This is a genomic window from Amycolatopsis sp. WAC 04182 (assembly GCF_003947465.1).
Taxonomy (GTDB): domain Bacteria; phylum Actinomycetota; class Actinomycetes; order Mycobacteriales; family Pseudonocardiaceae; genus Amycolatopsis.
Map to the genome: position 1 here is coordinate 649,757 of NZ_QHJJ01000001.1, position 22,480 is coordinate 672,236.

The 22,480-nt window shown below is 68.1% G+C and carries 30 protein-coding genes; 3 read left to right on the forward strand and 27 right to left on the reverse strand.

Features of this window, described 5'->3' with window-relative positions; all coding sequences use genetic code 11:
• Positions 1-33: 33 nt before the first annotated feature.
• Both DMH01_RS03215 and DMH01_RS03220 read right to left on the reverse strand, forming a co-directional pair.
• Positions 34-231, reverse strand: coding sequence for a DUF397 domain-containing protein (locus DMH01_RS03215; RefSeq protein WP_125673609.1), 198 nt, complete (start codon positions 229-231; stop codon positions 34-36).
• Positions 228-1,091 (reverse strand): helix-turn-helix transcriptional regulator, encoded by an 864-nt coding sequence (locus tag DMH01_RS03220; RefSeq protein WP_125673610.1) that lies wholly within the window; start codon positions 1,089-1,091, stop codon positions 228-230. The genes DMH01_RS03215 and DMH01_RS03220 overlap by 4 nt, the downstream gene beginning before the upstream one ends.
• Before the next feature lie 143 nt (positions 1,092-1,234).
• Here DMH01_RS03220 and DMH01_RS03225 point away from each other — a divergent pair, with 143 nt between their 5' ends.
• The 3 genes from DMH01_RS03225 to DMH01_RS03240 all read left to right on the forward strand — a co-directional run bounded on the left by DMH01_RS03225 (position 1,235) and on the right by DMH01_RS03240 (position 2,946).
• Positions 1,235-1,420, forward strand: coding sequence for a hypothetical protein (locus DMH01_RS03225; RefSeq protein ID WP_125673611.1), 186 nt, complete (start codon positions 1,235-1,237; stop codon positions 1,418-1,420).
• Between the two features lie 802 nt (positions 1,421-2,222).
• Positions 2,223-2,495 (forward strand): hypothetical protein, encoded by a 273-nt coding sequence (locus DMH01_RS03235; protein WP_125673612.1) that lies wholly within the window; start codon positions 2,223-2,225, stop codon positions 2,493-2,495.
• 97 nt (positions 2,496-2,592) lie between these two features.
• Positions 2,593-2,946 carry a hypothetical protein gene (locus tag DMH01_RS03240; RefSeq protein WP_125673613.1) on the forward strand — a complete coding sequence of 118 codons (354 nt, stop codon included), beginning with the start codon at positions 2,593-2,595 and terminating at the stop codon, positions 2,944-2,946.
• A gap of 63 nt (positions 2,947-3,009) precedes the next feature.
• Here the strand turns inward: DMH01_RS03240 and DMH01_RS03245 are convergent, their stop codons facing one another.
• The 25 genes from DMH01_RS03245 to DMH01_RS03365 form a co-directional block, all read right to left on the reverse strand.
• A complete protein-coding gene (locus DMH01_RS03245; RefSeq protein WP_125673614.1) occupies positions 3,010-3,336 on the reverse strand; it encodes a hypothetical protein in 327 nt (108 codons plus the stop codon).
• 5 nt (positions 3,337-3,341) lie between these two features.
• Positions 3,342-4,514, reverse strand: coding sequence for a hypothetical protein (locus tag DMH01_RS03250; protein WP_125673615.1), 1,173 nt, complete (start codon positions 4,512-4,514; stop codon positions 3,342-3,344).
• 3 nt (positions 4,515-4,517) lie between these two features.
• Positions 4,518-4,715 carry a hypothetical protein gene (locus tag DMH01_RS03255; protein WP_125673616.1) on the reverse strand — a complete coding sequence of 66 codons (198 nt, stop codon included), beginning with the start codon at positions 4,713-4,715 and terminating at the stop codon, positions 4,518-4,520.
• Positions 4,716-4,726: 11 nt separating this feature from the next.
• Entirely contained in the window at positions 4,727-5,140 is a 414-nt protein-coding gene (locus DMH01_RS03260; protein WP_125673617.1) for a hypothetical protein, read from the reverse strand.
• Between the two features lie 3 nt (positions 5,141-5,143).
• Positions 5,144-5,359 (reverse strand): hypothetical protein, encoded by a 216-nt coding sequence (locus DMH01_RS03265; RefSeq protein ID WP_125673618.1) that lies wholly within the window; start codon positions 5,357-5,359, stop codon positions 5,144-5,146.
• Positions 5,356-6,093, reverse strand: coding sequence for a hypothetical protein (locus DMH01_RS03270; RefSeq protein WP_125673619.1), 738 nt, complete (start codon positions 6,091-6,093; stop codon positions 5,356-5,358). Before DMH01_RS03270 ends, DMH01_RS03265 begins: the two co-directional genes overlap by 4 nt.
• A 9-nt stretch (positions 6,094-6,102) precedes the next feature.
• The gene (locus DMH01_RS03275) at positions 6,103-6,810 is read right to left on the reverse strand and encodes a hypothetical protein (RefSeq protein WP_125673620.1); all 708 of its coding nucleotides are present in this window, start codon (positions 6,808-6,810) and stop codon (positions 6,103-6,105) included.
• Positions 6,807-7,046, reverse strand: coding sequence for a hypothetical protein (locus tag DMH01_RS03280; RefSeq protein WP_125673621.1), 240 nt, complete (start codon positions 7,044-7,046; stop codon positions 6,807-6,809). The genes DMH01_RS03275 and DMH01_RS03280 overlap by 4 nt, the downstream gene beginning before the upstream one ends.
• 31 nt (positions 7,047-7,077) lie before the next feature.
• Positions 7,078-7,542, reverse strand: a complete 465-nt coding sequence (locus tag DMH01_RS03285) for a hypothetical protein (RefSeq protein ID WP_125673622.1) — start codon at positions 7,540-7,542, stop codon at positions 7,078-7,080.
• A 10-nt stretch (positions 7,543-7,552) separates the two neighbouring features.
• Positions 7,553-10,705: a carbohydrate binding domain-containing protein gene (locus DMH01_RS03290; RefSeq protein ID WP_125673623.1), complete on the reverse strand. Its 3,153-nt coding sequence runs from the start codon at positions 10,703-10,705 to the stop codon at positions 7,553-7,555.
• On the reverse strand, positions 10,705-13,926 hold the full coding sequence (locus tag DMH01_RS03295; protein WP_125673624.1) for a hypothetical protein: 3,222 nt from the start codon (positions 13,924-13,926) through the stop codon (positions 10,705-10,707). Before DMH01_RS03295 ends, DMH01_RS03290 begins: the two co-directional genes overlap by 1 nt.
• Before the next feature lie 273 nt (positions 13,927-14,199).
• Positions 14,200-14,823: a hypothetical protein gene (locus DMH01_RS03300; RefSeq protein ID WP_125673625.1), complete on the reverse strand. Its 624-nt coding sequence runs from the start codon at positions 14,821-14,823 to the stop codon at positions 14,200-14,202.
• 91 nt (positions 14,824-14,914) lie between these two features.
• A complete protein-coding gene (locus tag DMH01_RS03305; RefSeq protein ID WP_125673626.1) occupies positions 14,915-15,394 on the reverse strand; it encodes a hypothetical protein in 480 nt (159 codons plus the stop codon).
• Positions 15,395-15,397: 3 nt separating this feature from the next.
• On the reverse strand, positions 15,398-15,622 hold the full coding sequence (locus DMH01_RS03310) for an altered inheritance of mitochondria protein 21 (RefSeq protein ID WP_125673627.1): 225 nt from the start codon (positions 15,620-15,622) through the stop codon (positions 15,398-15,400).
• Positions 15,623-15,625: 3 nt separating this feature from the next.
• Positions 15,626-15,958 (reverse strand): hypothetical protein, encoded by a 333-nt coding sequence (locus DMH01_RS03315; protein ID WP_125673628.1) that lies wholly within the window; start codon positions 15,956-15,958, stop codon positions 15,626-15,628.
• A gap of 3 nt (positions 15,959-15,961) precedes the next feature.
• On the reverse strand, positions 15,962-16,369 hold the full coding sequence (locus tag DMH01_RS03320) for a DUF3168 domain-containing protein (protein ID WP_125673629.1): 408 nt from the start codon (positions 16,367-16,369) through the stop codon (positions 15,962-15,964).
• On the reverse strand, positions 16,366-16,737 hold the full coding sequence (locus DMH01_RS03325) for a hypothetical protein (protein ID WP_125673630.1): 372 nt from the start codon (positions 16,735-16,737) through the stop codon (positions 16,366-16,368). The genes DMH01_RS03320 and DMH01_RS03325 overlap by 4 nt, the downstream gene beginning before the upstream one ends.
• Positions 16,737-17,132: a DUF6093 family protein gene (locus tag DMH01_RS03330; RefSeq protein WP_125673631.1), complete on the reverse strand. Its 396-nt coding sequence runs from the start codon at positions 17,130-17,132 to the stop codon at positions 16,737-16,739. Before DMH01_RS03330 ends, DMH01_RS03325 begins: the two co-directional genes overlap by 1 nt.
• Positions 17,129-17,716, reverse strand: a complete 588-nt coding sequence (locus tag DMH01_RS03335; RefSeq protein ID WP_125673632.1) for a hypothetical protein — start codon at positions 17,714-17,716, stop codon at positions 17,129-17,131. Before DMH01_RS03335 ends, DMH01_RS03330 begins: the two co-directional genes overlap by 4 nt.
• A 12-nt stretch (positions 17,717-17,728) precedes the next feature.
• Positions 17,729-18,049, reverse strand: coding sequence for a hypothetical protein (locus DMH01_RS03340; protein WP_125673633.1), 321 nt, complete (start codon positions 18,047-18,049; stop codon positions 17,729-17,731).
• On the reverse strand, positions 18,049-18,435 hold the full coding sequence (locus DMH01_RS03345) for a hypothetical protein (protein ID WP_125673634.1): 387 nt from the start codon (positions 18,433-18,435) through the stop codon (positions 18,049-18,051). The genes DMH01_RS03340 and DMH01_RS03345 overlap by 1 nt, the downstream gene beginning before the upstream one ends.
• A gap of 13 nt (positions 18,436-18,448) precedes the next feature.
• Positions 18,449-19,300, reverse strand: a complete 852-nt coding sequence (locus DMH01_RS03350; protein WP_125673635.1) for a P22 phage major capsid protein family protein — start codon at positions 19,298-19,300, stop codon at positions 18,449-18,451.
• A gap of 18 nt (positions 19,301-19,318) precedes the next feature.
• A complete protein-coding gene (locus DMH01_RS42640) occupies positions 19,319-20,068 on the reverse strand; it encodes a hypothetical protein (protein ID WP_158633185.1) in 750 nt (249 codons plus the stop codon).
• Between the two features lie 50 nt (positions 20,069-20,118).
• Entirely contained in the window at positions 20,119-21,024 is a 906-nt protein-coding gene (locus DMH01_RS03360) for a hypothetical protein (RefSeq protein ID WP_125673636.1), read from the reverse strand.
• Complete coding sequence (locus tag DMH01_RS03365; protein ID WP_125673637.1) at positions 21,011-22,474, reverse strand: phage portal protein; 1,464 nt, start codon at positions 22,472-22,474, stop codon at positions 21,011-21,013. The genes DMH01_RS03360 and DMH01_RS03365 overlap by 14 nt, the downstream gene beginning before the upstream one ends.
• Between the last annotated feature and the right edge of the window lie 6 nt (positions 22,475-22,480).

Sequence of the window (22,480 nt, forward strand, 5' to 3'; positions counted from 1 at the left end):
GGGGCAATTTCTATTTCAGCGGGGGGGGGGGGGCTATTCCTTGCCGTCTTTTTCTTTGATCACTGAAGCGAGCAAGCCAGCGAAGGCGGCCGGACTCAACGTAAGTTGCCCACCCTCCGGGTCTTTGGAGTCACGAATTGCGACCGGAACGCCAGCGAGAAACCCAACCTCGACGCACTCTTCGTTCGCGCCGCCGCTGTAGCTGGATTTCCGCCAGCGAAGTTCTGTCATGTTGTATTCTCCATCTCGTTGGCAATTTCCTCGATGAGCACCGATGTGGCGTCGGTGCTCATCGCTTCCCCACGGATTCCCTTCTCCTCGTTCCCACGAAGGGCTTCCGCAGCTTCTTGGTAGCCGCGCACGTACTTGGCATCGGTCATCGTGGTGGAACCCGAGACCTGCTCCAGATGCACGACGGCACCCGTTCGCTCCGATTCGATCAGAACGAACGGTCCGCGCCGCATCGCCATCGAACGCGACGACATCGCGACAGCCCTGATGGTGATATGCGGGACATCCATGAGCTTCCGAAGGTGATATAGCTGCTCCACTGCGGCTTCCCGACCGCATACCGGGTACCTCAAGGCGTACTCGCCGATGATGGCAGTGAAGTCGACCCCTGACTCCATGATCGTGGCGCCGCGCGCCATTCGGAAGTCGGCGCCCTCGATCGCCTCTGCTCGCGTATTCCCGGTGGCGATCATGACCTCGATCGCGTTCGCGCGGGTTTGCAGCGGCCCAGGGATCAACTGCGGCTGCACGTTGGTGATCGCGTCGGCGGCGTCCTCGTACGCGCGAACCACGGTGAGCTGCCGCGAACGGCCAGGTGCCAGCCAGTTCGGGTCCGCAGCTTCCCGGAAGAGAGTGAGCACCTGGGCACGCTCTTCCGAGCTGACATGGACAGCATCGAGGATCGCGATGAGGAAGTCCTCGTCGAGCCCACGCTGAGCACGCTCGATGCGTGAGATCTCCGAGTGGTGGCGTCCGATTTGTGCTGCGAGTTCCTGCTGTCCGAGACCTGCACGGGTCCGGAAACGCCTCAGGAGCAGGCCAAGTTCGACCGCGCGAGGTGTCTCGTTTGTGCTCGCCATGCATCGAAGACTAACGCTATGCACACGATCGGGCCCTCAGCCGTACGGGCTATTGCGGTCAATGTGCTAGCACATCATGCTTGTGACAGCACATCGCCCACGCAGCACAGGGCGGCAGCCTAGACGGTCCAGGGGAGGGCTCGATGAGCAACGAGCGATCCGACCCATCAACCCGCGCGAGACAAGTCGGCTTCGACTTCGACCACCGCGGCCACCGCGTCGGCGGCGAGATCGACCTCGACAACCGATCGTTTCGTCCGGTGAGCGAGACGACGCCGGAGGAATGGGCAGAGTTCGAACGTCGGCTTCGCGGGCAGGACAGCCGATGAGCGCCCTGATTTACGTCGACCTCGACGCCCTACACCCTGTCATCGGCGACACCTGGCACCGCGCCTGGCTACGGGCCGTGCCAGAGCCAGGGGAACGGATTCGCATGCTGTGCGGGGTCTTCGGAGACGCCGAGTTCGGTGACGTCTCCGAGCGTCGGGCACGCCCCGGACTTCGGCAGTGCGAGGCCTGCGAGGCCGCATATCGGGTTCAGCACAACATCGCGCCAATCCCGCGGCGCCCTTCACCTGCTCCACGTGCCAGATGACTCCCGGCGGACGCGGCAGCCCCTCGTCGCGTTCGCCGGGGACCAACCGCCCCTTGGGCGGAAGGGGGGCCGGCAGATCCTTCTACCCCGATCGATCTCGTCGGCCCCTCTTTAGACTCCGCGCCCTTTCCAGACGGGCGGGCGCGGGGAGGCGGCTCCCGCCCGGTCCATGCGGGCGACGGCGGGAGCCCAACCTCCACCTGATCTCCTGCTCCGCCGAGCCGCCCAGCGCCCCTCGATGAGCGGCCCACCCCGAGCGGCGGAGCGGGAGATCAGGCCCCGAATGGAGCAGCAAACCCGATCCTCAAGCGGAAGGTGAACAACCATGGGCAACGACAAGCAGGACGAGACCGTCGCGTGCCCCGACTGCGCGGGGCTCGGCGCCACGAACGGCCAGTCCGACTGCGGCCGGTGCAACGGCACAGGCCGCATACCCAAGTAGGAAAGGGCTACCATCATGCCGAAGACGTGCCCGAAATGCCTTGGCTCGGGGATCGACAGCAACCAGAAGGCCTGCACGAGGTGCGGAGGTATCGGTGAAGTCTACGAGTACCTGCGAGCTCTGCGACGGTACGGGCGTGCTGTCGTGGCAGCAGCCTTCCGCCGACGGTAGGGTCCTTCGCACCATCGAAATGGACTGCCCGAACGGCTGCAGCGGGCACTGGAAACACCCGGTGGCGGAACAGGATCGGGTCATCGAGACCGAATCCACCACCATGCCTTCTACCCGGGTCCGCGGCCACGCCGACGAGGCACAGGAGATCGGCGGCGAGTTCATCACCGCGTTCCTCCGCCAAGCTGGCCACTGATCGTCCTCGTATTCGTCTGTCACAGTCCGATTACGTGGGCAACGGAATCCGTGATCCACACGACCAGACAGAACGAACCCGTCTACGAGGAGAACCCATGGACCCGCGCAAGTTCGTCGGCATCGTCGCCGCACTGGTCGCCGTCGTCGGCGCGATCCTGCTCGTCACTGGCGTCAGCGCGGCAACACCCGGCGGCGGCACCGTCTCCTGTGGCAGCGCGATGAAGCCGGACACGAAGGACGCCGCGTACCAGGCCAACGTTGACGGCCTGCGGAACGCGATGAGCCTCGACGCCGGCTACGGATCGCTCGGCGCGAGCTCGACGACCGGGTTCGCACAGGCCTGCGACGGCGCGATCTCCACACGGCGTGGCTGGGCGTACGGTCTGCTCGGTGTCGGTGCGGTCGCGTTCGTCGGCAGCATCGCGATCAAGCGGCCCACCACGGCGTAGCTGGACACAACGAAAAGGCCCCCGCGCTCCGAAGAGCGCGGGGGCCTTTCGCGTGGAGCAGGGTTAACCCAGGTCGGCGCGGATCCTGACGACTCCATACCCGGACGCGGGGAACGTCTGCGGTCGGCCGCCGGGCCACATCGCCTCGACTTCGATCTGCATGTCGCCGACGTCCGCGGTCTCCCCTGTCTCCCACGCGCGGGCCAGCGTGGCCTTCGACTCGTTCCCCGGATCCACGGTGACGCTCGTCGGCGCGCCGTCGACCACCACCGCACCGTGCTGTTTCCCGATGACCCGCCACGACGTGACCTGGTTGAGGTTCGCGACGCCGCTGGCGTCTTCGACCGTGATCACCAGGTCCGGCTCGAGGTCGCCTCTCTTCATCTCCATCGACGTCATGTGTCCCCCATCGTCAAGAGCGCCTGGTTGGCGCGGATGCTGGCGGTGGCCAGGTTCGGGTGGATCGTGAGCCGCGGATCCTCGGCAGGGGCGGTGAGGCTTTCGGATCCGCTGGCGACCGACGCCGGGGCGACGCAGTGGCCGATGCCGCTGATGATGACGACGCCTGCGCCGAGCGCGACCGCGGCCGGCGCGACGAGCGCCCCGGTGCCTTCGATGGCGGGGACGGCGCCGCCGGTGCCGGACGCCACCGACGCTGGGGCGGTCAACGCTCCGTTGCCGGTGACGACCACCGTTCCCGCGCCGTTCGCGATGGCTGTTGGCGCGGTGGCCGCTCCCGTGCCGGTGGCTACGACCCCGCCAGCACCGGACGCGACGGAGGCCGGCGCTGTTGCCGCGCCCGCCGCGGCGACGATGACCGCGCCGGTGGCGGCGGAGGTCGACTTCGGGGCGGTCGTCGCGCCGGCGCCGGTGACGGGCACAGTCCCGGTGCCCGCGGCGACGCTGGCGGGCGCGGTGAGCGCGCCGGTACCGGTGCTGTCTCCTGCGCCGGCGGCGGGTTTGATGGCGATGAGCACTGCGTGCTGCAGGGATGAGGCGGCGAGCACCCCGCCGGAGGCGGTGTAGGTGCCGGTGGCGCCCGGGTAGCGGTGGTTCGTTCGGAGGACGTTGCCGTTCGCGGCGTTGGTGAACGACGTCGGCGGCGTGGTCTGGCTGGTGCCGTTCTCGCTCGAGCCGAGGTGGAGCAGCAGCGCGAGCGTCGCGATAGTGACGCTCGTCGACGGCACGGAGGTGCCGGTGCCGGTGGCCGTGTTGAGGACCTCGACCGGGTCACCGGCCGCCAGCGCGCCGGGGATCCGGATGAGGTGCCCAAGCCGCCACTGCGACCCGGTCCAGCTGGCGGTGAGGCTGCCGGTTTCGGTGCCGAGCGCGCGGCACCACGCGGCCCTGAGTTTCGTGGAGCCGGACACGAGGTCGACGATCTGCGTCCAGGTGCCTGTGCCGGTGGGCCAGGTGACCGGGGAGGTCGCGGACTCCCACATCTCGATCGCGAAGACCAAGATGTCGCCGGCGGCGATGGTGCCCAGCCCGGCCACGGCGATCGGGCACGTCGTACTCAGCGAGTCCGAGGCGCCCGATACCGCGACCGCGCCGAAGCTGACGGGCATGGGCTACGCCGGGGCCCAGACGGCCGTGATGTCCCAGCCGGACGGTTCGACGATGTCGGCCGGGTCGCCGGTGCCGCCGGTGTGCGCGTCGAGCAAGTGGGCGTAGATCTCCGTCCAGGACTTGCCGGTGGTGGCGCCGGGGTGGTCCTGGCAGTCCGCGTGGATATCGCGGGGCGGGCGCGGCGGTTCGGGCTCGGTCATCAGGAGTCCTCTCAGGTGCCGGGGTGGGTGAAGGTGAGGGTGCCGACGTTCACGGTCTGCCCGACGGCGATGGACGTGTTGTCGAGGGTGAGGTCTCCGCCGCCGCCGGTCGCGGTGACCGAGCCGCCGAAGACTTTCGCCCCGCCACCACTTTCGACGACGAAGCACCCGGCGGTGCCTGCGGCCACGCCGGTGCCGGACCGCGGGGTGGAGGCGAGCGAGGCGGTGCCCGCGCTCGTGGCCGCTCCGAACGCGGTCGCCGCCAGCGCGATGGTGACGAGCAGCGTCCCGGCCGGGGTGGTGTCGGCGTCGGCGGGCTGGCTGCCGGTGTAGATCTTCAGGGTTCCGGCGCCGCCGACGTCGATGCGGTCGACGACCGCGTCACAGGCGGCCTGCTGCGAGGCGTCCGCGAGTCGAGTGGCCATGGCCTACTCCTCGTTCTTGGGGGCAGCCGCCGTGGCGGCCACGCCGAGGATCACGGTGACCGCGAGGTTGATCCACGCGTTGACGTGGACCCCGTTGCTGTCGAGGACGGCGAAGACGGCCTGCGGCGTCAGGGTTCCGAGGAAGGCCGCGAAAGCCTTTGCGTACCGCGCGAGCATCGACGGGGCTTCGCCGATCGGGTCGCCGTGCTGGCCGGTCACTGTCCGGCCGCCGGGCCGATGCGGACTTCGCCGACGATCTCGATGGACTGCTTCACGGCGTCGGTGACGATCTGCTTCACCGCGTCGAGCGTGATGCCCGGGTCGTTCGTCGCGGCGGCGACAGCGGCGGCGAGCCCGTCGACGCTGGCGGCCAGCGCCTTGACGCCCGCCGCGGCCTTGGCGGCGTCGACCTGCGTGTAGCGGACGTGCGTCGAGAACGGCATCACGCCCCGCTCCGGTTCTCCGACGCCGACACCGCGGCTCATCAGCGTGTTCACGGTCGCGTTCGCGATCGCCTGGATCTCTTCGGCAGTGGCCACGAGTTCCTCCTGGGATGGGGTTGCGGTTCCGAGGTTCCACGCGCGGCCGTCGTCGCCGAGCGCTCCGGCCTTCACCGACAGGTGAAGGTGCTGGGTGTGAGGGTTCGAGCCGCTGTAGGCCTTCCAGCCGACACCGGGCGTCCAGATCCGGCGGTCCCAGATCACGTACTTGATCCGGCTGTCCCCGGACGCGACCAGCACCCGGGCGAGCCAGTGGCAATCCAGACCGCCGCCGGGATCGTGGGTGAAGTCGCGCGCGCAGACCTGCCCGCTCGAGGTCGGGTTGTGGTCCGAGGTGCGGGAGCTGTGCGCGGCGTCGCCGATGCTGCCGTCGGACACCGTCGACCGGCGCGGCGCCATCGTGTTCAGCTGCCCGCGCAAAACCTCGAGGGATTTCGCGACGTACCAGGCCATGCGGCCTCCTCAGTTCGGTGGGGTCAGGGGCGGCGGGTCGGCGTCGGAGACGCACACCCACCAGGTTTCGGTGGCCTGCCGCCGGGACTGCGCGGTGTACCCGTCCGGACAGGACGGCCCCGGCGGGCCATCGGCGCCTGGCTTCCCGTCCACACCGTCCTTGCCGTCCTTCCCATCGGCGCCGTCCTTGCCGTCCGCGCCGCGGCACGGCTCCGTCGGCTGGCCGCAGTACGCGGCGACCGCGGCAGCGGCTTGCGCTGTGGTGGCGTCATCGCCGTCGGTCCCGTTCCGGCCGGGTTGCGGCGCCGGGATGCGGGACACGACCGCGTCCACGATCAGGTCGAACGAAGGCGATGTGCCGTCGGCACCGCGGCACGGCCGGGACGGCGCGGCGCAGTAGTCGGCGACCGCCGAGCGCGCGGCCTGTCGGATCGTGGCGGGGTCGGCTTCTGCCGGAACGCGCGGTGGCTCGACGACCGGGGTAGCGCCGAGCGCCCGCACCTGCTCGGCGAGTTTCGTCGCGACGTCGGCGTTTTGAGCGGATTGCCGGGACAGCTCGTTCACCTTGGCGTCGCTCTGTTCCCGGCCGACGTACACGACTACGGCCAGCGTGACCGCGCCGAGCAGGAGCATCAACGAGAACGCCCAGATCAGCCGGTGTCCGCGGTGGTCCTTGGATTCTTCGGCGGCACGGTGGATCGCGTCATCGAGCGTCACGGCTGCTCACCTTCTTCCCTGAGGAGCCGCATCGCCTCGGCGAACTCGTCCGCTGTGATGTCTCCGTCCTCGGCGGCTTTCTCGAGCTGCTCGTAGACCCGGGTCGCGCCGCGTGCCGCCGCGGCAGGACGTTCACGGCGGGATGTCCGGAGCGTGGTGACGAGCCCGCCGACGGCGCCGAGGACCATCGCGACCAAGCCGCCGATCGCAGTGAGCAGCTGTGCCAGTTCACTCACCGACACCCCTTTCGTGCATTGTGGACGGTCCTCACTCGCTGAGCCTGGTGATCGACACGTGTGAGGTGTCCTCCGCGCCGGACTCCACGGCTTTGGTGGAGCCGGAGCTGTGGATGGCGGTGATGGTGATGACGTCCCCCGCGACGAGCCGGAGGTTTCGGGCGGTGGAGGTGACGGTGTTGCCGACGTTCGCGCCGACCCGCACACCGTTCACCTTGATCGACAGTTCCAGGGTGGTGGTGCCCGCGACGAGACGCAGCGCGGTCTCGATCGCGAAAAACCCGGGCTTGACGACGGTGAAGGTGGTGTTGTTCGTCCCGGTGATCGTGATGATCGACGACTCCGACGAGTCGATCACCGGCCACTGCACGGTGGTGGTGGAGCCCGTCGCGAACGACTGCGGCGAGGTGAGACCGTCCGCGATCAGCGAGATCCCTTTCGCGTTCTGGTCGTTCAGCTGGGCGGCGGTGGCACGCTGTCCCGCAAGGAATGCCATCAGTTCTCCTTTAGAGGGCCAGGATCGCGGGCCGGGCAAGACTGATCGGGGTGCCTGCCGCGTGCGCCTTGACGACACCGTTCACGCTGCGGATCACGGTGAACCGCTGGGGTCCGGTGAGGGAAACGTCGTCGACGTACCAAACCTGGCTGGGGGCCGGTGTCCCGCCCAGTAGTGGCACCACTTGCGCGGTGGCCGCACCCGCCGGGGCGATGAACGTGTTCCTGACCTGCGTCCACGTCGCCGCGCTCACCGACACGAACTCATTCGACGTGGTGATATATCCGCCGGCGGCGTCGTTCCAGTTGATCGAGACCGAGAAGTTGGACGTGACAGCGTTGGTGAACCGCACCCATACCGACACCGTCACCGGCATCCCCGCCACCACCGGGATAAGTTCGGACAGCGCAGCGGCATAGAAGGTCACACCGTCCGGCACGAGCCGCGCAGAGAACGTCCCCGAGTGTTTCTGTGTGCTGGACTGGGTGAAGCCTGTTCCCGCCGCGGTCCCTGACGAGGTCCATGGCGACAGACCCGTTTCGAAGGTCGTGTTCGACAGCATCTCGTTGGTCACCGCGGTCACGGTGACCTTCTCGCCGCCGAGCTTCACCGGGATCGGCAGCTCCGCCGGGTCGCTCGTCCACGGGGTCGTGAGCGAACCCACGACCAGCGACGTCGCCGTGGACGTGACGTCCGCGGCGAGGAACGAGTCATCGGAGTCCAGGCGGGCCGCGTCGGTGCCGTCCAGTTCCCACACCTGGTACGGCGATTCGGGACTGCACCGGAAGTCGACGACGTGCTCAACCCCGTCGAAGAACTCGACGTAGCCGCGGGCGATCTGGGAGATGTCGTCCGCGCCCAGACCGACGGGAACCGAGGTGATCGCGATCCGGTCCCCGACGTCCACCGACAGGGCATCGAGCGCGAACTGGGTGCTGGCCGCGAACGGCTCCACCGACACCTTCACCACCGGGTAGCGGGGTTCGTCGACAGTCCCCAGGTTCAGCAGCCAGCCTGCGGCGTCCATCACCTGCTCGTCGGTGGCCAGCGGCAGGCTCACCGACGTGGCGTACCGGCCCACCCCGGCCGTGGACGTCGGGTCGGTCACCGACAGCGGCCCTGTTTCCTTCACTGCCCGGTAGCTGGAGCCGTCGTCACGTTCGACGGTGACGTCGTTACGGAGGTACCGGTCGTCCTCGGTGGGCTCGAACGGCTGCAGCACCTGCTGATACGTCAGCGACAACGCCGGTGTCTGGTTGTAGAAGGTGTTCCGCCACCGGTACACCAGCGCGAGAGCGGACCGGGAATCGGTCAGCATGCCCATGTCGACGTCCGCGACGTCCTGCAGCAGCTCGGTGAATCCCTTCGGCAGCTGCGGCCCCATCTCCGGTGTCACACCGTCGGTGTCGCCGATGAACACGTAGGGCAGCCCGTTCTCCCGGCACAACCGCCGTGCGCGGTCGTTGCCGAGGTCGTTCACCCACGCGTTCAGCTGGTCCTGCAGCGTGTAGATGGACGTCATGCTGTTACGGACCGCGACGTGCCCCATCGCCGCCGACGTGATCGTCCCCCGGTACGGGGGCGCGAAGCAGTTCAGCACCGACCCGAACGACAGGCCAGCCACCGTTCCCGGCGTCACCAGGCCGATGTCGTCCCCCAACCCGAGAACCGCGACCGCGTAGTCGATGTTCGCGCCGTTCTGCGCCAGCTCGACACTGACCTGCAGCGGGCGGCCGTCGACGTCCAATGGCATCAGCACGGAGGTGTGGACGGTCGTCCGGTTCTGGTTGAAGAACCACAGCTGCAGGTTCCCGCCCGCGCGGTAGCGCAGGTCGCAGAAACCCATCGTGCCTGTGCATTGCAGTTGCAGGAGCGTCCCGTTGTCGACTTCGCCGGAGTCCGGAATGGACAGCAGGAACACGGCCTGCAGCTCACCTGTGCCGGTGTTCTCGGGGATCCGCCCCCACAGCACCGATCCGTTGGACTGCGCGATCGGCTCGGAGCAGTCGAAGTCGGAATTGGACGCGAACCTTGGTGATCCGGCGGAGATCTGCATGGGGAAGCCGCCGATGCCGGACGCGATCGTGTCCGCACCCGACTTGTCTTCCAGCGGCCAGTACGCCAGGTGCGCGGGGGTGATGGACTCGTTCCCGCGCCGGTAGCTGGACAGCTGCGGTTGCTCGCCCTGCCCGAGCCGACGGGTCAGCGACGACGCCGTGATCCCAGCCCGGACATCCTCGCCGTCGAGGTCCCACGAGTTCGGCCACGACGACACCTCGCCGATGAACCGATTCGATCGGACCTCCCAGTCGTCGAAGGTGAACGTCACCGCGCCGTTGGTGTTGCCGGCGCCTTTGGCCGACCACACCCCGGCCCACCCTCGTGACGGAAAAGCCAACTCCTCGTCGAGGGCGTTCGTATTCAGATGCCACCGATACGGCTCGGGGTCGGCGGCGAGCCACACTTTTCCGCGGATGGTACGTCCATCGACTTGCGCGCGGATCCGCAGTGGGGCCCCGGTCCACGTCATGTCGATGAAGTCGTCCTTCTCCAGGATGGACCCGTCCGCGTGGCGGATCTCGATCGACACCACCTCGGACGTGCTGACCCTCACGATCACCAGGTAGTAGTCCGACGTGGACGCGCCGCCGAGCGCGATAGCCCACTCGACGGTGCCGCCGGTGACGTTCACCGGTGCGCCCGACACCGTGACCGCGCAATCGACATCCCGGTACAACTGGCCCGCCTGGTAGGTCATGCGGCTAGCCGACGCCGGGGTGATGCTGTGCGTCGCGGACCCACCGGACACCGCGTAAAGCGACGCCGTTCCCCCCTCGAACGACCACGCCCCACCGAGATCCGCTGCGCCCCATCCGTTGGACACCGTTCGCGCGAACGCGTCCCGCGCCACCCGGCGGGCGATCCGGAACGGTGTGTTCCGTCCCAGCTGCCCGTAGTAGGCGCCCATCGGATTCCGGGGCGCGTACTTTCCCGCCGCGGTGTTCTTCAGCGTGAGCCTGCACTCCGACGGCTGCGGCTTCGCATACTCGTCGTCCACCCCCCGGGTGATCGTGACCCCGGGAGCACCGTAGACGTCGTCGGTGATGTCGACCCACTCCGACGCGATCGCCAGCTCGGCGACGAACTGATCGGTGAATGCCACTATCGTCGCCTCCCCAACGCGTTCTGCACGTCCCCGCCCAGCTCGGACACCTTCGAACGGATCTCCCGCACCAGCTCGTCCCGCGTGCCGACATACCGGGGGAAGGCGATGTTGAGGTTCACGACCGCGCCGTTCCCCCCGCGCGCCGAACCCTGCACCAACGTTCCCGCGGTGATGGCCTCCTGCACCGGCGACTGCACCACCATGTTCTGCGCGGCCTCCGCCGCGGCCTGCTGGTTCACATACCCCTGCAGCCACGACACGATCCCGTCCCGGGTGCGGTCCGACGCGTCGAAATCGAACCCCTTGTTCGCCCCGTAGAACAGGCCCGCGAGCTCGTCGTTGTAGCTGGACACGTTGGCGCTGTTGCCGTACCACGAGAAGTCCTCGAAGAACTGACCGCCGCCCTGCAGATGCGACAGTGCTTCCCGCGCGGCGGAAAGTATTCCGCCGTTGGCCATCGGCAGGATCTTCTCGTGCCGTGCCGCTTCGATGATGAGCTCACGACTCCGCTGAGAACCATCCAACGGTGCGAACAGCTCGCGATGGGTCATGTTGTCGCCGATGAGCCTCGGCGTGTTCGGCGGGATCACCATCGCGAGACCGCCGGACATCCGCTTGGGCTGAAGCAGGTTTCCGCTGTCGTTCGCAACGGTTCCCCACGGTAGAGCCATACCGCCCTTGGCATACGCCACTGCGCGTCCTGTTTGGCTGATCGCGTTCCCGATGCCGCCGGTCGCCGCGTACCGCTGCTGCACGGTGATCGTGACCTGCTTGTCGCGGATCGAGTTCATGTGCCGCTGGACTTCGTTGATCGCGGCCATCGCCTGCGCGTTGTTACCCGTCAGCTTGATGATCCGGCCATCCGGGAGCCGATATACCGCCGCACCAGTGTTGTCGATCTCCACCCGCAGCCCGGCGGCCTTGGCCTCGGTCACGGACATCTTCGCGATCGTCTGCTGCAGCGACGCCGGCAGCGGCCCGGCGAACGTGCCAGCCAACTTGACCGTCTCGGCGTTCATCGCCGCGGTCGCGATCGACTCCTTCTGCTTGTCCGTCGCGCCCTGCGCGGACGCGGCAGCGGCCTTACCGGCGGCGGCGATCTGCTGCTGCATCGCCTGCTCCAGTTTCAGCTCCGCTTCCGCGCGTTCCAACGTCGTGGACTTGCTGTTCTCGGTGACCTTCTTGTAGTCCTCCATCGCGCGCTGCACGTTCAACACGGCGCCGCGGTGGCCGAGAGAAGCGTTCACCTGGTCGTAGATCGCCTGCGTGTGCTGGGTCGTGGCGTCCCGGGCCCGGATCTGCGCCGCCGACAGCCCTGTCAGGGCGTGCTCCGACGCGAGGTAGGCGGCCGCCGCGTCCCGTTGCGCACGCATCTGCTCACCGACCGCGCCGACACCGTTGAACAACGAGTCGAACGCGGCCTTCTGAGAGGCAGACATCCGATTCGTGGCCACACCAGAGGCATCCGTGACAGTCGTGTACTGCTGAACGGCGCCCTTCACATCCTCGTAGGCGCCACCGTTCGCCAGCAGATTCGACGTGATGCCCTGCAGCGCACCGACCGCGTGATCACTCAGGCCCATTTCCTTGCCGAGCTGCGCGATCCGACCGTTCGCCGAATCCTGCAATGCCTTGTAGGCGCCCGCATTCCCCTCGATCGCCAGCTTCGCCGTACCCATGGTCTGACCGAACTGCGCGAGGTTGTTGGCCGCGTTCTTCGACGCCAACGCTTCGGCGTTCCACGCCTGCGTCTGCTCGCCGATGACGCCCTTGTCCTTGCGCAAAGCGTCTGTCAAGCCACGCACGTTCTCAGCGTGCTTAGCTGTTTTCTCCGCGGCTTCCTGCTGCTTCTGCCCCAACGTGTCCAGCACCAGACCGAGCCCTGCTACCGCGAGGAACGCTGGATGCACCGCGCCCGAGGCCATGCCGCTAATAGCAGCCTTGAACTTGTCACTCGACGTCGTCGCCGCCCGAACCTTGTCGCCGAGCCCCTCGAAACCCTTTCCAGCGTTGATGCCGAACTGGCCCGCGATCATCGACGCCGCGCCCATCGATCCGGCGAACTGGGCCACCTGCGGCGGAAGCGCGGACACTGCACCCAGTACACCGCTGAGCACAGTGGCCGCACCCGAACCGGCGTTGGTGAACCCCTGCAGCGCGCCCATGGCGCCGGAGCCCTGAGCGGTGAGATCGTTGAGCCCGCCGGTGACCTGGTCAACGATGGTGTGCAGCGACAACAGAGGTCCTTGGCTGCCGTTCGCAAGGTTTGCGAACAAGGTCCCCATGCGGGACTCGAGCAGACGGACCGTCCCGCCGAGGGTCTCCATGCCCTCGCCAGCACCCTCGGCGCCTTCCGAGACATTGACGAAGAACTCTGACAGGCCTGCGCCTGCCTGCCCGGAGAAGGTACGGAGCCCTTCCAGCGCTGGCTCGGAGCGCTTCACCGCGGTGATCATGCCCGGCATGGCGTTCTCGGCGAAGTCCGTGACCGCACCCGTAAGAGTGCGAATCGCAGGCGCCGATGCTTGGATCGCCGTGCTCACCGACGGCGCCAGCCGATCCCACGCCGCGCCCACATCGTCGAGCGCGCCGACGACGTCACCCTTCAACGGCGCCGACATGCTTCGGACGTCGTCAACGACGGATGTCCGCAGCTTCGCGAACGCGCCCTGCACCTCGTCTGTGTGTGCCACACCGGCTACGCCGAGCGCCGCGAAGCCCGCCGCGATGAGCGCGAGGCTGCCCGTGGTTGCCACTGCGCCCACTGCGACCGCCGCGGGCAACCCGAGGGAGAGACCGGTGAATTTGAGGGCGTCGAACTGCGCGTTGGTGCGTTTCGCGAGCCGCCCCATCGCGTCGTCGACCTTTTTGGACGACCGGCCCGCTTCGGTGGCGGCGCTCTTCTGCGCCTGAGAGAACCGGTTCGCGGCGTCTGCCGAGTTGTCCTGTGCCACCGCGAGCGCCCTGCTCGCTCGCGCGGCATCCTCCTGCGCCGCGGCGAGCTCCGAAGCCTTCGCTTTCGCATTGGCCTGAACTTCGGCGAGCCGGGCGTTCGCTACCCGCGCGCGGCCGGCTGCGTTCTCCTCTTCGTCGAGTGCTCGGCGGAGGTCGCGCGCGGCCTTGTCGAGGTCCTTCGTCGCACCGGCCGCATTACGTGCCCCGGCCATGTAAGCCGCGACGTCCATGCGGAGCTTGACGTTTACGGATCGCTCGGCCACGCGCCACCTCCTTTCACGACGTTTTCGTCACGGGCCACAGCACAAGCGCATCCGAGTTCTTCTGGTCGGAGTACTCGCGCTGCTTGGACTTGATCGCGCTGCACCGGTGACACCGGTGAGGTAGTTCCGCCTTGTACCCCGCATCCGGCGATGTGGTCTCCGGCAGGAATCCACCGCAGCCGCCGCACACCAGGGACTGGTACTCCCGCAACGCCAGCACCAGCGACCGGTCGTGGTCGTCCCACTCCGGTTCGCGTGTGACGATCGACCGGGTTAGCTGCCCGCCTTCATAGTGGTGCTCGACGACTTCTTTCGGCTCCCAGCCGAAGAAGCGTCGATAGCTGATTCCGAGCTGGGTCGCTGCCTCGACGTCGCGCCGGAACTCGGTGCGATGCGTGAGGCGGTCGACGAGAAAGGGACGGAGACGTCCTCCTGGTTCAGATTCCAGGTGGCCGTGGTGAGTTTGTCGAACTGGCTCACAGTCAGCGAATCGAGCAGCCGCGCGACGCGTTCCGCGTCCAGCTTCGGGGATACCAGGCTCACGTACACCAGGGCGTCCCAGAAGGTGTCGTTGTTGATCCCCATCACGCGGTCGTGCGGGTCCTTGTCGCGGGGCGGGTGGTCGGCGCGCAGCTTCTTCCACGCGTGGCGTTCCAGGGCGCGCAGCCGCAACGTCAGCGTCGCGTCCTTCATCTCCTCCTGGAGGGCGACGACCTGCTTCGCGATTTCGCGCTGCTCCTTGCTGACCGCCAGGGTCGCCGTGTCGGTGCTCGGCTCCGCGAGTTGCGCGTCAAGCCGCTCCCACTCGGCCTGCAAATCACCGCGAAGGCACAGATCAACATCCTTCTCAGGACGCTTCGCCTTCTCCAACAAGGCGTCAAACTCTTCGTTGTCCACAGTGGTCTCCCTGACCTTTCCCCGACCTGGGTATGGAAACGCCGCCGCGGCCCGGTCAGGGGGTGGGCCGCGGCGGCGCGTTCGAGGGGGATCAGGCGACGGTGGCGTCCATGTCCGGCGTCGCCGACACGTAGAACTGGGACATGAACGTGGTGGCCCCGTTTGCCTCGGGCTTCTGCGGCCTGCGTTCGCCGAACTTCCCGGGCCACACCTGCACGTCCTGCAAGGCGGCGTAGGCGGTGTCGGCGTCGATGCCGTACCGGAACACGAGGTAACCGGAAGTGCCGCGCAGCAGCGTCGTCCACGCCACGTCTTCGGCCGGGACGTCCTTGCGGACCATCGTCAGGCCGAGACCGTAGGTCGCGCGACCGGGCGCCTCGGCGTTCATGGTCTCGCACAGCTTCGCGATGGAGACCTTCTCCTCGTCGACCGACGGCTCCAAGCCGTCCGCGGTGATGAGGCACTCCAGGTCCAGGCCGCCGTTGAGCTCGGCCGCAGTGGGCGCGGCCATGTTCGCGATCGCGGCCACGTAGGTGACCTTGATGTTGCCGTCGTTGAGCATGTCGGCCATCGGTTACTCCTTGCTCTCGCCGGCCGACGAGCCGTCGGCGGATTCTTCCTCCGGCTTTTCGCCGGTGGTCTTCTTCTGCAGCGCAGGCACCGCGGACTTCGGCCGCTTCGGCACCGGGCCCTCGACGGCCTCCCAGTCCGGCATCACGCCGAGCTCGAGCGCCCGCTCGGACACGGCCGCGACCGCACCGGTCACCGTGTTCCGTGCGCGTACGTGCTTGAGCGCCATCGCCTACACCCGCACCGCGTACAGGCTGACCGAGGCGCTCGGGTTCACATCGACGTCGACGAGCCCGTCCGCAGGGTCGGCCAAGTCGGCGGGGAACGGGCCGAACGCGTGGAGCGCGCCGGCGGCGATGTTCGCCGACGTGATGTCCGGCTGCGCCTGCCCGTACTTCGTGTTGCCCGGAACGGTGATGGTCGCCGCGACGGTTCCCGCGCTGCCGTTCTGGACGATCAGCAGCAGCCGGTCGTCCGGCCGGAGCGTGTCCGGCCCCGCCGTCGCCGCGGTCGGCGCCAGCACGACGCCGCCGATCTGCGCCTGGGTGTGCGGAATCAGTGCCATGACTCAGTCCTTCCGGGACTCGAAAACGTAGGTGTCCACACCGAACATCGGGTGGAGATTCAGAGGCGGGACCGTCACGTCCTTGTCCGCGCGAACCGGGATCGACGTCTCCCTGCGGATCGGGTTGGTTTTCCAGCCAGCCACGACCGGCCGGACACCGAGCACCGCGGTGCGGCCCTTATCGGCCACGATCCCGACGGCGATGTCGCTCATCCCGACCGAAGTGATCTGGAACCGGAACGTCGCCGCATCCGGGGTGGCGCACAGTTTCGTCTCGTCGTCGATCCCGGTGTCCATGTACAGCACCAGGTAGGGGAACGACGGCTCGTTCGGCACCTGACCGAAATAGACCGCTGTCGGCGCGACACCGCCCAACAGGGCCTTGACCGCGGCCACATGCTCCGTGATCACAGGATGTCCTCGGCGACGTCCGCAAGCGCGTCGACAAACCGCGGGTCTTCCCGGTTCAACGGCCCGTTGATGTCGAGCACGCCGCCCGTCCGCGAGGTGCCGAAGTACAAGAGGTTCCCGAGCGCGCCCTGGATCCGGCCCTTGTCCGGGCCGATCTCCGCACCGAGCCCGCCGTCGATGACGTCGAAGTCGATACTGCGCGGGAAGTGCCGGTACGACTGGCCACCTGCGGCGTCGGCGCGCATCCCGTTCTTGATATTCACCGCGCCCTTCACCACCACGGCCTTGAACTGCGGCAGCTTCTCCGCCGGGATCTGCTCCAGCTCCGCCTCAAGCGCCTGCAGTTCCGAGGTGTCCACGGTGGCCATCAGGCAGACACCTCCTCCACCTGGAACCGCACCGCGGTCATCAACGACTTCCGGTCCGACGACCGCAACCGGAACTGGCGGCCGACATTCAACGGATCAACCGCGGTCAGGATCTCCACGAACATCCCCGTCGCCACCGCCCCCGAAGTCGCGACCGGCAGATGCAGGAACGTCGGCGTGACGGTCCACTGGTGCTCGCCCGCGTCCGGGTTGGACGGGAACGACCGCCAGTTCTGGATCTTGCACTTCCCGGTGTAGACGACCGGCCCGTACGTCGGCGTCACCACACCGTCCGGATCGGTGGTGGTTCCGGTGACCGCCCGAATCCGGCAGGTGTCGAGCATCAACGCCTCAGCCCGCCGGCGGCCGCGCATGACCGCGGCGAGCGCGCTCACAGCGACCTCACCAAGGCAACGCTCCCGCCGAACCGCGCGCGAAGCCGGTCCCGCGTCAGCTCCGGCAGCTCGAGCGGACCCGCTGTCCGGTCGCCGGATCCGCTGGCGTACTGCTCGGAGTAGTCGTCGATCCGCATGCCGATCTGGTCACCCCTGGATGCGTATTCGCCGTCGCCGGCAAGGCTCATGCCGAGCCCTGCGAGCGAGCAGACGAGGTCGACGATGTCCTTCGGTGGCGTGATGAGCCCGCCGGTGATGGTGAGCGTGACGTTCGACGGCGCGTCGATGGCTTCCCAGCCGTCCCGGCGCCACAGCCGCCCGTCGACGAGCTTCCAGTCCGTCACCGCGACGGCGTCGAGCTCGACGTCGGCGACCACGACCACCGGCTGGCCGGGCAGGTCCAGCCACTGATCCGCCCTGCCGCCGATGGTGACAGTGAAGGTCTCCCGGGTGATCGGGACACCAGCCGCGTCCCGGACGGCGTCTTGCGCGGCGGCGAGGAACTCGCCCGCTTCGACACCGGCCGGGACGGTGATGTTCCGGGCGGTGAGGTCGGCCACCGTCGCGATGTCCTGCAGTGCCACGGTGGCCTCCCTCTACTTCGCCAGGTCGATCAGGTCCTGCTTGGTCGCTGCCTCGGCGTCGTCGGCGTTCATGCCGAGCGCGGTGACCGCGTAGCCGACCCATTCGGCCTTCGACGCGTTCACCGCCGGACGCGGCGTGACCCCGTTGGTGAGGTCGCTGCCTTCGCTCGCGACGTCCTGCTCGGACTCGTCGCGCCACGGCGTTCCGTCCTCGTTCACGCGCCGCAGCGTTCCGCGCGTGACCTTGTCCGCCATGACCTCGGAGAGCGGCAGGTCCATCTCGAACACGACGCCGCCCTCCCCACGAAAGAACCCGGTTTCCTTGTCGGCCATCAGGTGTTCCTCGGGACCTTGAACGCGGTGACCGTCATGACCACCGAGGACTCGACGAGCAGCGACCCGTCGGACTGCAGGAACCGGCCCGACTCGAACGGCCCGATCCACCGCGTCGCCGCGTTCGCCACGGTGACGGTCAGGTCGCCCTGGCCGGCCGCGATCGCGGGCGGGTAGGCGCCGGCCTTGATGGTGACGGTGCCGGAGCCGCCGGAGGCGTTGCTGACGCGCAGCACCGTGAGTTCCGGGAACGACCGCGTCGCTCCGGCGGTGATGCTGGGGATCTTGACGCCGTTGCCGGCGCCCGCGACGGTCGCGACACCGGCCGGGTCGGCCAGGTCGCTGTTCGGCACGAGGTTGCTGTACGCGAGGGCAGTGGGTGCCATCGGGCTTCTCCGATCAGGTCTGGGAGACGATCGCGGTGGCGATCGCCTCGGGGCGGACGAGCTTGGCGCCGTACAGCGCGAGGCCCTTGACGGCGTCGGCGAACTTCGCCTCCGGCCGGTAGGCCTCGGTCTTGTTGATCTGCTCGGCGAAGCTGATGGCCATGTCCACACCGGCCATGACGGCGTAGTCGTCGCCGGTGACGAGCGGGACGTTGTTGCTCTTGCGGATGGAGAAGCCGGCGGCGGTGCCGATGACACCGTTGCGCAGGGCTTCGGTGGTGCCGGACGCGTCGGCGCGGACGAACCGGTCGTCGCGCAGCGCGCGGCCGTGCAGCCACGGCGGGATGATGCAGTAGCGGCCCTCGGTGGGGACGTTGGCCTCGTCGAGCTTCACCGACAGCGGCACGAGGACGTTGTCGTAGAAGGCCGTCGGGGTGGCCGCCGCGACCGGGATGGTGCCGAGCGCGTTCGCCGCGTTGACGCCGGTGTAGAACGCGGCGACGTACTGGTCGACCTGGTCGGCGATCTTGTACGCGGCGCGGGACATGGCCTCGGGGATGACGTTGCCCTTGGCCTGTCGGGCGTCGACGTCGTCGACGTAGAACGCGAAGTACTTCGCCTGGTCGACGACCAGGGTCCGCTGCGCGTCGTTCAGCTCTTCCGGCGTGATGACGGTGGTGTTCGCGGCGTAGGTGCCGATGGTCGGGTCGGAGATCGAGGTGATGCGGACGGTGTCGCCCGCCTCTCGGATCTCGCCCTCGTAGTCGCGGTTCACGACACCGGGCGCGGCGTACACGAGCGCCTTGCGCAGTGCGACCAGGAGCTGGGCGGACCAGATCTCCGGCCTGAATCGGGTGATGGCCACTGTGGGGCCCCTTTCTGGTTAGCCGGCGCCGAGCAGGTTCGCGAGTCGGCCCTCGTTCTGGGCCTTCACGATCTGGTCGGACGTCATGGTTTTGAGCTCGGCTTCGGTGACCTGCTTCGGCTTCGTACCGGCCTTGCGCGCGGCTCCGCCGTCACCGGTGCCCTGGAACCTCTTCGCCGTTGCGGCTGCCAGGTAGGGCTTGTTCTTGATGAGGTCGTCGATCGCGTCGGCGATCTCATCGGCGTCGACCTCGCCGTTCTCGTCGACCTCGAACTGGTCGATGTCGATGAACGTGAGGGCGTCTTTCGGGTCGGCGAGCTTGCCGGTCGCGGCTGCTCGGATCTCCGATCGGACGATCCGCTTGTTCGCCTTCGCGGCCGCCGCTGTCTCCGCCTCCCGGCGGATCTGGTCGACGTCCGGCTCACCGTTCTTCGTGGACCCGCTCTTCAGCGTGTCCCGCTCGGCCTCGACTGCGCGGCGCTTCGCTTTCTCGTCGCGCAGCTTCGCCTTCATGGTGTCGAGCGCCTTCTTGCCCTTGTCGCCGAGATCCTCGGCGCCCTCCGGGTCGCCTTCCGGCTCCTCGTCGGGCTCGTCCTCGGGTTCCTCGGCGGGATCGCCTTCCGGCTCGGCCTCCGGGCCCTCTTCAGGATCGCTGGCGCCCGCGATGGGCCAGATCGGCTGTTCGCCGTCTTCGCCGGGGCGGGCCTTGCGCCAGCCGACGGCCTGCAGGCCGGTTCGCGGGTGGATGGGCAGAATCGTCTCGACCATTCGGGTACTCCCCATTGCGGGTGGTGGTGGAACCGCGCGTTGCGCGCGGCTCAGACGATGTAGCCGTGCTGACGCAGCAGCTTCACCGCTTCTTCCCGCGAGGTGGCCTCGCGGTAGATCTGTTCTGGCATCAGCCGGGCGCGGCCGGCGAGCCTCCGCCCGGCCGTGCCGCGGCGCGTGATACCCGTCCGGGTCAGTTTTCGTACCCCGGCGACGTACATGTCCTTGTGCGCGTTCACGACCTGAGCCATATCGGCACCGGCCTTGATGGCCTGCTCGTCCGCTTTGGACAGTCCCTTGACCCGTCCCTGTTCGAACGCGAGCCGCGGGTCGGTGGTGAAGTCGCCGCCGGTGTCCTCGGCCGTCGGGATGTGCACGCAGTCGCACTGCGGATGCCGCTCAAACCCCTGGCTGTACCGGTAAACCCGCCCGGCGAGGATGATGCACTTCGGGCACGAGTCCCCGACGACCATCCTCGTCCACGACACCTTCGGCCGTGTCACCACGGCGATCCCGTCCGCGACCCGGCCGGCGTCGGCCACCTGCGTGCGCGTGATCAGGTCGAGCCGGATCTGCCCGACGGCGAGCGCCTGGCCAGGTGTGGCGCCCTTCCCGATCGCCGCCTTCGCCGCAAACACCGGCCCCATCAACAACGATTCCAGCGGCCGCCCGTTTGACGCGATCCCCGACAGCGCATCGGCGACTACCTGGCCGGCCGCCGCGTCGTCGTAGCCCTGTCCTCGGAGCGTCTCGGCTGTGTACTGGTCGGCCTGCCGCGCCGCCGTCAACTGCGCCTCGGAGATGGCGACGAACATCCGCATCAGCAACGTCAGCCACGACTCCTCGAGGAACCGCGGTTCGACCTGCGCCCACAGCCGCCGCCCTTCGCCCCTGGCGCTTTTCGCCAGCCGGGCGCGCGCGGCATGGTGGCTGCGAGCCCGGTCAAGCGGCGTCATCTTCCTCGTCCGACGGGCCGTCCGGCTGGCCGCCGAAGCCCATGTCGCGGGCGACCGCGGCGACCGGGTCCATCTCGGCTTCCCGCTTCTTCATCTCGATCAGGTCGACGACCTCGGTCGGGGTGAGCCCCCACTTCGCGGCGAGGTATTCGAACGGGAACCCGATCTGGCGGAGCTTCAGCAGCGCATCGGCGAGCTGCGCCTGCGATCGGGACTGCGCGTCAGCCCAGATCACCGATCCAGCGGTGAGCGCCTTGGCCTTCTTCTCGTTGCCCTGCGCGAGCGCGATCAGGCCGAACATCTGCCGGATCGCCTGCCCGAACCACAGTTCCTTCTCCTGCACGCGCTTCACCAGACCGGTCTCGGCGGCGATCAGCGCGTCGCCGGACAGGTTCGCCATCTTCCCGATCAGGTAGTGCTGCGGCGTGCGGGTCTGGGCGGCGATGTGGCCGACGGCGATCTCGATGACGTCGGTGTAGGCCTTGAGGTTCGCGGCCTGCCATTCGGCGATCTTCGCGTCCTGGCCGGTGATGAACAGGACCCGGTCGACGGCGAACTTCGCCAGGTCGACCGGTTTCTGCCCGACGACCTCGCCCTTGTCGTTCAGGATCGGCATCATCGGCTTCTCGGCGCCGAGTACCACCCGCTGTGGGAACGACGCGTAGTCCGAGGCGGTGAACAGCTGCGCCCACAGCAGGTTCACCGCGTCCTGCATGGCGATCACACCGGTGATGTCGGAGATCGGGTCGTCGGCGAGCGTCGGCTTGTTCGGCAGCTCCACCATCGGGACGACGCCCATCGGGTTCGGCTGCGGATTCGGCTCCCTCTCGCCCATGTCGCGGGGAGCCCACTTCTTCAGCTCCTCGTCCACCGCGGCGAGCAGGATCAGCTTCGTCTGCTGCCGCATCACCGGCCGCTCGAACTTCCACACCTCGTCCGGCAGGTAGAGGGTTGCGTAGTCGCAGTTGCCGTCCTGCCACTTCTTCAGCGCCGCGCGCCGCTTCCGCCGGGACCCCGGCTGGTAGGCGATGACGCACTGCGATGCGTCCTCGAACGTCACCTCGGGGGTTTGCTCGTCGTCCGGGTCACCCCAGACGAGCACGAACGACCTCGAGGAGTTCACCGCGCCGAGGAAGCCGAGCTGCGAGTCAGAATCCAGCGCGTTGGTCTGCCATACCCGCCACGACTCGTCATCCGCCGCGTCCTCACCGAGCCCCTTCACGCCGAGCACGGTGAGCCGCTCCACCGGGGCGTCCGCGACCGGCGCGACCCAGTTGTCGGAGAAGTCGACGTACCGGTCGCCGTGGTACTTCTTGAACTGGTCCGACGCGTACTTCAGCGGCTGTTTCCCCGTGTAGTAGCGGGAATTCCGGTCCACGTCGGCACTGCGGTTCAGCAGCTCCTGCTCGAGCAACGCCACCAGCTGAAGGGCCTGGGCCTCGGTCGCCACGGTCAC

Excerpts from the sequence above, each read along its gene's own strand:
- DMH01_RS03215 (WP_125673609.1), bottom strand. The coding sequence starts at position 231 with ATGACAGAACTTCGCTGGCGGAAATCCAGCTACAGCGGCGGCGCGAAC.
- DMH01_RS03220 (WP_125673610.1), bottom strand. The coding sequence starts at position 1,091 with ATGGCGAGCACAAACGAGACACCTCGCGCGGTCGAACTTGGCCTGCTC.
- DMH01_RS03225 (WP_125673611.1), top strand. The coding sequence starts at position 1,235 with ATGAGCAACGAGCGATCCGACCCATCAACCCGCGCGAGACAAGTCGGC.
- DMH01_RS03240 (WP_125673613.1), top strand. The coding sequence starts at position 2,593 with ATGGACCCGCGCAAGTTCGTCGGCATCGTCGCCGCACTGGTCGCCGTC.
- DMH01_RS03245 (WP_125673614.1), bottom strand. The coding sequence starts at position 3,336 with ATGGAGATGAAGAGAGGCGACCTCGAGCCGGACCTGGTGATCACGGTC.
- DMH01_RS03250 (WP_125673615.1), bottom strand. The coding sequence starts at position 4,514 with ATGCCCGTCAGCTTCGGCGCGGTCGCGGTATCGGGCGCCTCGGACTCG.
- DMH01_RS03255 (WP_125673616.1), bottom strand. The coding sequence starts at position 4,715 with ATGACCGAGCCCGAACCGCCGCGCCCGCCCCGCGATATCCACGCGGAC.
- DMH01_RS03260 (WP_125673617.1), bottom strand. The coding sequence starts at position 5,140 with ATGGCCACTCGACTCGCGGACGCCTCGCAGCAGGCCGCCTGTGACGCG.
- DMH01_RS03270 (WP_125673619.1), bottom strand. The coding sequence starts at position 6,093 with ATGGCCTGGTACGTCGCGAAATCCCTCGAGGTTTTGCGCGGGCAGCTG.
- DMH01_RS03285 (WP_125673622.1), bottom strand. The coding sequence starts at position 7,542 with ATGGCATTCCTTGCGGGACAGCGTGCCACCGCCGCCCAGCTGAACGAC.
- DMH01_RS03305 (WP_125673626.1), bottom strand. The coding sequence starts at position 15,394 with ATGGCCGACATGCTCAACGACGGCAACATCAAGGTCACCTACGTGGCC.
- DMH01_RS03310 (WP_125673627.1), bottom strand. The coding sequence starts at position 15,622 with ATGGCGCTCAAGCACGTACGCGCACGGAACACGGTGACCGGTGCGGTC.
- DMH01_RS03315 (WP_125673628.1), bottom strand. The coding sequence starts at position 15,958 with ATGGCACTGATTCCGCACACCCAGGCGCAGATCGGCGGCGTCGTGCTG.
- DMH01_RS03325 (WP_125673630.1), bottom strand. The coding sequence starts at position 16,737 with ATGGCCACCGTGGACACCTCGGAACTGCAGGCGCTTGAGGCGGAGCTG.
- DMH01_RS03340 (WP_125673633.1), bottom strand. The coding sequence starts at position 18,049 with ATGGCCGACAAGGAAACCGGGTTCTTTCGTGGGGAGGGCGGCGTCGTG.
- DMH01_RS03345 (WP_125673634.1), bottom strand. The coding sequence starts at position 18,435 with ATGGCACCCACTGCCCTCGCGTACAGCAACCTCGTGCCGAACAGCGAC.
- DMH01_RS42640 (WP_158633185.1), bottom strand. The coding sequence starts at position 20,068 with ATGGTCGAGACGATTCTGCCCATCCACCCGCGAACCGGCCTGCAGGCC.
- DMH01_RS03360 (WP_125673636.1), bottom strand. The coding sequence starts at position 21,024 with ATGACGCCGCTTGACCGGGCTCGCAGCCACCATGCCGCGCGCGCCCGG.